Here is an 8,376-nt window from a genome sequence, read left to right as displayed (position 1 = left end):
GGGATCGAGGATTTTGAACGCCTGGTCGACGTAGGTTTGGGCGTTCGCCTTGATCTGCTCGGACGTGAGCTGCGGGCGCGTGGAGTTACGGCCGGACGGATCGCCGATGAGCGCGGTGCCGTCGCCGATGATGAGCGTGACGCCGTGGCCGAGGTCTTGGAACTGACGCAGCTTGCGCAGCGGCACGGCGTGGCCGAGGTGGATGTCGGGGGCCGTGGGATCCACACCCAGCTTGATGTTGAGCGGCTTGCCGCGCTTGAGCTTCTCAAGCAGCGCGCTTTCCGGCACGATCTGCGCCGTCCCGGACGCGATAACGTGGAGTTGTTCTTCAGCGGATAGCATCGTTTCCTCTTTTCGATCCTCGTTCGACGGCTAAGGATTCTACCATATGCCCGCCTGGCGGCGTCCGCCGACGCTCATTGGACGCCTCGGAACAGATGCCCGCTCGTCGTGCCCTGCTCCTTGGGCACCGCGCCCTCGCCGACATTGGCCAACCTGCGCGCACGGACAACCCGGGCGACGGCCCGGGACGTCTCCTCGACGTTCATGAGGGTGGCGTCCACCATGACCGCCGACAGGCCCGCTCCAATGAGGTCGGGCATGGCGTGGACCACGTCGAGCCGCACCGCATTGTACAGGTGGCTGCGGCCAAGGGCGTCGGTGACGACCGGGAACTCGAAGCCTTTGCGATCTTTGAGGTAATGGGGGCTTTTGCGGCGCGGGCACGCGTCGCAGTCCTCATCGCAGGGTCCCTGGCTCATGAGCAGGCAGTGCTCCGTCACCATGAGCTCCTGCGCCCCCGAAACCGTCAAGCCCAGATCGACAGGGGAATCCTCGGCCATATCGGCGATCTGGCCGAGCGTGAGCTCGGGCGAGAGCCACACGCGGGTCGCCCCCAGCTCGGCGACGGCGGCCAGGGAGAGCGCATTGGTCACGGGGATGTGCGGGCCCGCTTCCACCTGCGCCCCCATCTCGGCGGCGCGGACAAGCGCACCCAGGCTCTCGGCGAGCACCGGCTTGCCGGACCTGACGTAGCGCCACGGGTCGAAACCGAGGGCCGCCTCGCGCGTGCCCTCGACCGGATCGTGCTCGACGACGGGCAGGGCCACGACGGCCTGCTTGGGATAGCCCGCCTGCTCGGCCGTTTGCGAGCGCTGCCCGGCGACGACGGCCTCTCCGCGCTTGTGGTTCAGCGCAGGGACGTAGACGACATCGGCCCCCGCGCGCTTGGCGGCTCGCGCGCACGCGGGATTGGTCGCCCAGACGGCGATGGTCATCCCTCGCGGACGCGAGAAGGAGAAGGCCGAGCGCGGCTCCACACGCGGAAGCCTGCGCTTGCGCTTGGAGGAGAGCAGCGCCTCCTCCAAGCGCTCGAGGGCGGCGGCGCGCGCCCGGTGGAGCTGCGAGAAACCGATGCCGACGTCCTCGTCGAGGTCCACCTCGAGGGATTCGAGGACAAACGGCGTCTGGCCGAGGCGGTCTACGTGGGCCCGCACGTCTTCGCGGGACACGGGTTTGGTGCGCGCGGCTTCGACCGGCTCCCCTTCGGCAACCCCTGCGGCCGCTCGCGCCGCCTCGTCCGCCCGAGCGCGCGGCGCGAGGGAGAACTCCACGCGAAGGGGCTCTCCCTTGCGCAGGGCGACCTTCCCGACAACGGGAACGCGCGGCTCGAGGGGATCGTCCGCGAAGGACAGCTCCGCGCTGCGAACGCGAAACACCCGATCCCCCTTCCCCACCGGCTTGTCCGGATGCGTCCGGACGTTGCCCTCACGGTCAAGCTCCACGTCGCCAAGCTGGTAGGCGAAGCGGCCCTTGTTGGTCCAAAACTCAAGGACGTCGCCTCGCGCAAGCTCGCGCTCCGCCGCGACGAGCGCCTCTCCGCCGCGAACGCCCGCGACGCGTCCGACGAACACGCCGCGATTGTTCGGACGCCCATAGCTCATGATGCCGTTGCCGCGCTCGCCCGTCAGATAGGCGGTCGTGAAGCCGCGGGAGAACGCTTCGGCCAGGGCAGCGCGCTCCTCCTCGGTCGAGCGCGGAGGCTCCCCGTCCTCGGCGCTCAAGCGCCAGGCGAGCACGCGGTCGAGCGCGGCGCGGTAGGCTCCGGTAACGGCGCGCACGTATTCGGGGGACTTCATGCGGCCCTCTATCTTGAAGGACGCCGCGCCCGCCTCCACGAGCGCGGGGAGCAGGTCGATGGCGCACAGGTCGCGTGGAGAGAGCAGGTGATCGCCCGGGGAGGGCAGGCTTTTGCGCTGCGCCACGTTGCGCAGTTCGTAGGGCAGCCGGCACGCCTGGGCGCACAGGCCCCGGTTGGCGGAGCGGCCCCCTATGAGCGACGACATGAAGCACTGGCCCGAATAGCACACGCACAGCGCCCCGTGGACGAACGCCTCCGTCTCCATACCCAGCTCGCGGGCGACGGAGGACAGATGCTCGATCTCCTGCACCGACAGCTCGCGGGCAAGCGTCACGCGACGCGCACCCAGCTTGGCGGCCGCGCGGACGCCCGCTTCGTTGTGCGTGTTCATCTGCGTCGAAACATGAAGCCCGGCCTGGGGAAGCGTGCGCGACAGCTCGGAGGCGATGCCGACGTCCTGCACGATGAAGGCGTCGGCGCCGGCGCGGTAGGCCTGCCGCGCGGTCTCGAGGGCGCGATCGACCTCCGAGGGAAGCACGGCGGTGTTGAGCGCCACGTACACGCGCACGCCGCGCAGATGGGCGTAGTCGCAGGCTGCGGAAAACGTCTCGACCGTGAAGTTCTCCGCGCCGCGGCGGGCGTTGAACGAGTCGAGGCCGAGGTAGACCGCGTCGGCCCCTCCGCAGACGGCGGCATGGAGCGCCGCGGGGCTTCCGGCGGGGGCGAGCAGTTCGACATCGTGCAGCATGGCGCTCCTTCGTCTTTGTCCGGGAGGGCGGGCGGAGCCGGCGCGTCCGGCCGCTTGCGCGGCGCAACGTCCGCGAACGGCGCTCTCGCCCGCGAGAAACGGTTCGGTTACAACGCTATGGTAGTATAGTCGAACGATGAAAATACGCCGAAAACAGCGCGAAATGCGCACCCACGCCGTGAAATGGGTGCTCCTCCTGTCCGTTGCCGCCCTGTGCTTCGTCGCGTACTGCGGCGTCCGCGGCGTGATGGGCGTCATGGACGGATGGACGGCGGATCTGCCGCCCATCGAGGATGCCTCCTTCACCAACTACGCGCAGGAATCGGTCATGTACGCCGACGATGGGCAGACCGTCTTGGCCCAGTTTCAGCTGGAGAAGCGCGATCCTGTGGAGATAGACCAGATCAGCCCGTACGTTTTGGCGGGCACGGTGGACACCGAGGACGTGCGCTTCTACCAGCACGAGGGCGTGGACCTGCCGGGCATAGCGCGCGCCTTGGTGAACAACCTGCGCGGCGGGGACCTGGAGGGGGCCTCCACCATCACGCAGCAGCTCGTGCGCAACACGGTGCTCACCCAGGAGGCGAACGAGATATCCTTCGAGCGCAAGGTGCGCGAGGCGGAGTTGGCCATTGATCTGGAAAAGCGCTACTCCAAAGACGAGATCCTGCTCATGTATCTGAACACCATCAACTACGGAGACGGCTGCTACGGCATTGAGGCCGCAGCGCGAAACTACTTCCAAGTATCGGCGGCCGACCTCACGCTGGCGCAGGCGGCCGCGTTGGTGGGCATTCCCCAATCCCCCAACTACCTCAACCCCAAGGAGTACCCCGACGCGTGCCTCGCGCGCCGCAACGTGGTGCTCGACCGCATGCTGGCGGCCGGCGACATCACGCAGGAGGAGCACGACGCGGCGGCGGCCGAGGAGCTGGGGCTCAACCCCGCCCCCGACGCGCCGGCCGACGGCATTTACGCCTACTACCACTTCACGAGCTACGTGCGCGATCTGCTGCTCAAGGAGAACAATCCCTACGGATGCTCCTACGCTGACCTGTTCGAGGGCGGCCTGACCATATACACGTCCCTCAACCCCGATTTGCAGGAGAAGGCGGAGGCCGCCTGCGCGGCGCAGCGCGGGCGCATGGACGAGGCGCTGGACGCGTCCGTTGTGGCCATCGACCCGGCCACGGGCCAGGTGAAGGCCATGGTGGGCGGCAAGGGGGACAGCCAGGTGAACCTTGCCACAGGCCAAGAGGGAGGCGGGTCAGGCCGTCAGGCGGGATCCACGTTCAAGGCGTTCACACTGGCAGCCGCCATCGAGCAGGGCATCAATCCGCAGACCCTCATCGACTGCACCTCGCCCATGACCCACACGGTGGACGGCGTTTCGCTCAGCTTCGAGAACTTCGGCGGGGCGAACTACGGCATCCGCAGCATCCAAAGCGCCACGAGCGTGTCATCCAACACCGGGTACCTGCGCCTGTCCGAGAAGCTGGGGCAGCAGGCCACCACCGACATGGCGCACCGCCTGGGGGTGAAGACCCCGTTCAACACGGTGTACACCACCACGCTGGGCACAGCCGACGTGTCGCCTCTCGACCTGGCGAGCGCTTATGCCACCTTGGCGGCGGGCGGCGTCAGACGCGACGCGGTGGTGGTGACCAAGATCGTGGACCGTAACGGCGCGGTCATCTACGAGGCGCCCGACACAAGCGAGCGCGCCATCAGCGAGGAGGTGGCGGGCGCCACGACCAAGGTCCTGCGCGCGGTGTTCGACACGAGCGAGGGAACCGCCTACGACGCGCGGTTGGCCAACGGGCAGCCCGTAGCGGGAAAGACCGGGACGTCGAGCGACTTCGCGGACCACTGGCTGGTGGGCTACACCCCCTCACTGTCGGTAGCGGCCTGGATCGGCAACCCCGCAGGCGCCATCCGCACCGACACGAGCCTCACTTGCAACGCGCTGTGGAAGGACTTCATGGATCGCGCCACCGAGGGACGCCCCGTCGAGCAGTTCCCCCAAACGAAGGATCCCACGTACGGAAACGCCTACAATGCCGAGCAGAGAAGCAAGCTGGGCGCCGCCGTCCAAAACGGGTCGGCGGCCAATGGCACCGCCGGCTCCAGCGCTGACGAGGCGCGCACCGACGAGAGCGAACGCAACGTCGAAGGCAGCGCCGCTCCCCCCGACACGACGGGAAGGACCTTCGCCGAGGCCGTGTCCCTTCTGAGCGGCTACGAGGCCGGCTACCTTGAGGAGTACTCGGACACGGTTCCGGCAGGAACGGTGATCAGCCAGAGCATCCGCGACGGCATGGTGGTGATCGTGGTGTCGCTGGGACCCAAGCCCTAAGAGCCTTTCCTGCAAAGAAAAAGCCGATCCCGCACGGATTCGTCGCGCGGGATCGGCTTTCGAAGGGCGATTCGCCTCTGTTTGGCCGCCTTGCAAAAAGGCGGAAGCCCCTAGCTCTTCTCTGACGCCTTGTTGTCGCCTGACTGCAGCTTGCCCGTCCCTTCGTCGTACAGGCTTTGGATCTGGGCGACCCTGTCGTCGTACGACGCCCAGTCGAAGGGCTGCGCATCGGTGGCGCTGTCGATTTCCGTGTACAGCGAGACGTACTCGCTCAGGGCCTCCTCCAGCTTGGCCGCCCCGTCGACATACTCCTGCTGCACATCCTTCAGATCATCGGGCGCCTCAAGTCCGTTCAGGTCGTCAATGGCCTTGAACGCGTTGTCGGCCTGCGTGCGCATGCCCACGACATCGCCGCGCGACACCGCGTCGGAAAAGCCCTCGAGCCTGCCTTTCAAGTCCTCCATCACCTGGTTGACCTGCGCCATGTACGCGCGATTCTGGGACTGCTGCTGGTTCGCGGCGGTTCCCTGCTGAGCGCAGCCCCCCAAAACAAACAGCGCGAGCGCAGCCGCGAGCACCGTCGCAACCGCCCGGATGCGTTTCGATCGTTCCATTCCTTACCTGCTCTCCGTCATCGCCCGCCCCGCAGGGCGGCGTTTTCTTTCCTTACGTCGATCATTCGCCGGAGTCGGCTCCGCCGTCGGCGGACGACGACCCGCCGCCGGCCCCCGATCCGCCGCCGGAGCCGTTCGTGCCGCCGGAGTTACCGGAGCCTCCCGAACCGCCCGAAGCCCCTCCGCCAGAACCAGCCCCTCCGCCGGACGACCCGCCCGAGGATCCGCTTCCCGACGACGACCCACCGCCGGACGAAGACCCTCCTGCGCCGTCGGAGGAACCGCCGGAGCCGTTCGAGGAGCCGGACGACCCGTTCCCGTTGCCCGACGATGAAGCGGAGCCGCCCGTTGCGCTGTCCGAATCAGAGGGCGCGGAGGAGTTGCCGGACCCGGACGAGCCGCTTGCGTTTTGATAGCCCGATCCCGAATACGACGAGGAGTAGCCGCCGATATGGTAGGTGGAGTTGGTGTACGACGCCTGGTAGTCCGGATCGTCGGCATCGGGGAACTCCTCGGTCGGCTGACCTTCCAGCACCCGGTTCATGAAGTCGGCGAACACATCGTCGGCACCCACCGATGACGGGATGGTCTCGACGTTGCTGGGATCCCCGAACCAGATGGCCACCGAAAGCTGCGGGGTGATGCCGCAGAACGTGATGTCGTGGTACTCGTAGCTCGTGCCCGTTTTGGCGGCCACCTCCTGGCCGTTGTCGAGCCGGGCGGCGGTGCCCGTTCCGTCGTAGTCGGTCACGACGGTCTTCATCACGTCGGTGGCGGCCTTGGCCACCTCCGCCGAGATGACGCGCTCCCCTTCGGGGGCGGTGTGATCGGCTATGACCTTGCCCTCGCTGTCGTATATCTGCAGAATGGGCTGCGCGTCGTGGCCCATGCCGCCAGAGGCGATGGTCGCGTAGGCCTTCGACATGTCGAGCATGGTCACGTTGTCCGTGCCGAGCGTGAGCGAAGCGCTCGCGTTCAGCTCCGACGTGATGCCCATGCGCCTGGCAACCTCCTTCACCTTGTCGGTGCCGAGGGCCATCTGCAGACGCACGAACCCCGTGTTGGACGATTTCGCGAAGGCGCGCTGCATGCTGATGGTGCCGAAGCTTTGGTAGTTGATGTTGTTGAGCGGGTTGCTCGCGGTGTAGTCGGTTCCGGGGATCACCGCCGGAGAGGAGCAGTCGACCAGCGTGCTCGGATTGATCCCCGCCTCGAGGGCGGCCACGAGCGTGAACGTCTTGAACGACGAACCGCACGAGCGGCCTCCGTTGGTGCCTTGGCCCGTGGCGAGGTTGGTCTGGTTCACGGAATAGTCCTTACCGCCGACCAGCGCTTTGACATGCCCCGTGTCGGGGTCGATGGCCACGAGCGAACCCGATATGGCGTCGTTGAGCGTCGCCTCCTTGGCCCGCACCGCCTCTTCGGCGGCCTGCTGCGTTGCCACGTCGAGCGTCGTGATCACCCTGAGGCCGCCGGCGAATATCTCGGCCTGGGAATACGTTTCCTGGAGCGTGTTGATCACGTAGCTTGTGAAGTACGGGTACGCCAGTATGCCGTCGGTCGACGGCTCCGTCACGTTGAGCACAAGCTCTTCGGCCTGGGCGGCGTCATGCTCCTCCTGCGTGATGTAGCCGTTCGAAAGCATGCGGTCGAGCACCACGTTGCGCCGCGCCAAGCAGTTCTCGAGGTTCTGGATGGGCTCGTTGTAGGTGGGCGACTGGGGGATGCCCACGAGGGCGGCCGCCTCGGCAAGCGTGAGGTCCACGGCGTCTTTGGAGAAGTAGCGCTGCGCGGCGGCCTGAATGCCGTAGGTTCCGTTCCCGTAGTTGATGGTGTTCAGGTACATGAGCAGGATCTCGTCTTTGTCGTACACCTCCTCCAGCTTAACCGACAAGTACATCTCCCGCACCTTGCGCTTGAGGGAGATGTCGGTCATCTCGTCGGAGAGGATGGTGTTGCGGACGAACTGCTGCGTGATGGTGGAGGCGCCCTCCCGGCCGGACCCGGTCAGCGTCACGACGGCGGCGCGGGCGATGCCCCACAGGTCAAATCCGCCGTGCTCGTAGAAGCGCTCGTCCTCGGTGGCCACCGTTCCCTCGGTCACATAAGGGCTGATCTCGTCCAAGGACGAGACGGGATCGCGGTTCTCGAGCTGCAGCTTCGCCAGCTGCGTGGTCCCGTCGGACGCGTACACCTCCGACGGATGGGGCACGTTGAGCTCCTCGGCTTGGGAGACGTCGTACCCGTCCAGGTCGCCGATCCACGACGTGCCCAGGGCGTAGATGCCCACGCCGCTCGCCACCACCACGGCCACGATGACGGTCAGCACCATGAGCAGGCCGACGATGGGATGCTTCTTTTTGATGCTCGGCCTGTTTTTTATCGAACGCGAAGCCACGGACCACCTCCAAAAACCCGTTCATTGTAACATCGGGGCGCGGGACCCTGTGAAACAACACAAGTTCGTTGGAAAAAGGTCATAAGGAAAAACGCCCGGTCGGAGCTTGAAAAGAAGCGG

5 protein-coding genes are annotated in these 8,376 nt (G+C 66.6%); 1 reads left to right on the top strand and 4 read right to left on the bottom strand.

All coding sequences use genetic code 11. The features are described 5' to 3' along the window. A partial coding sequence (gene tyrS, locus ACWKY3_RS08120) for a tyrosine--tRNA ligase (protein ID WP_449315916.1) occupies nucleotides 1–342 on the bottom strand: 342 nt, incomplete at its 3' end. Nucleotides 343–416: 74 nt separating this feature from the next. After that, a complete protein-coding gene (locus ACWKY3_RS08115; protein ID WP_449315915.1) occupies nucleotides 417–2,888 on the bottom strand; it encodes a DUF3656 domain-containing U32 family peptidase in 2,472 nt (823 codons plus the stop codon). Between the two features lie 163 nt (nucleotides 2,889–3,051). On the opposite strand from ACWKY3_RS08115, the gene ACWKY3_RS08110 reads away from it, so the two are divergent. Next, a complete protein-coding gene (locus ACWKY3_RS08110; protein WP_449315914.1) occupies nucleotides 3,052–5,244 on the top strand; it encodes a transglycosylase domain-containing protein in 2,193 nt (730 codons plus the stop codon). Nucleotides 5,245–5,354: 110 nt separating this feature from the next. Here ACWKY3_RS08110 and ACWKY3_RS08105 read toward each other — a convergent pair whose 3' ends face one another. Beyond that, nucleotides 5,355–5,858, bottom strand: coding sequence for a hypothetical protein (locus tag ACWKY3_RS08105; RefSeq protein WP_449315913.1), 504 nt, complete (start codon nucleotides 5,856–5,858; stop codon nucleotides 5,355–5,357). Between the two features lie 61 nt (nucleotides 5,859–5,919). Continuing rightward, entirely contained in the window at nucleotides 5,920–8,256 is a 2,337-nt protein-coding gene (locus tag ACWKY3_RS08100) for a transglycosylase domain-containing protein (protein ID WP_449315912.1), read from the bottom strand. Between the last annotated feature and the right edge of the window lie 120 nt (nucleotides 8,257–8,376).

Source organism: Rubneribacter sp. (assembly GCF_965361815.1).
This window is presented reverse-complemented; position numbering and strand designations above follow the sequence as displayed.

What these genes read in the sequence shown, in the direction of transcription:
- ACWKY3_RS08115 (WP_449315915.1), bottom strand. Translation starts at nt 2,888, where the DNA reads ATGCTGCACGATGTCGAACTGCTCGCCCCCGCCGGAAGCCCCGCGGCG.
- ACWKY3_RS08110 (WP_449315914.1), top strand. Translation starts at nt 3,052, where the DNA reads ATGCGCACCCACGCCGTGAAATGGGTGCTCCTCCTGTCCGTTGCCGCC.
- ACWKY3_RS08105 (WP_449315913.1), bottom strand. Translation starts at nt 5,858, where the DNA reads ATGGAACGATCGAAACGCATCCGGGCGGTTGCGACGGTGCTCGCGGCT.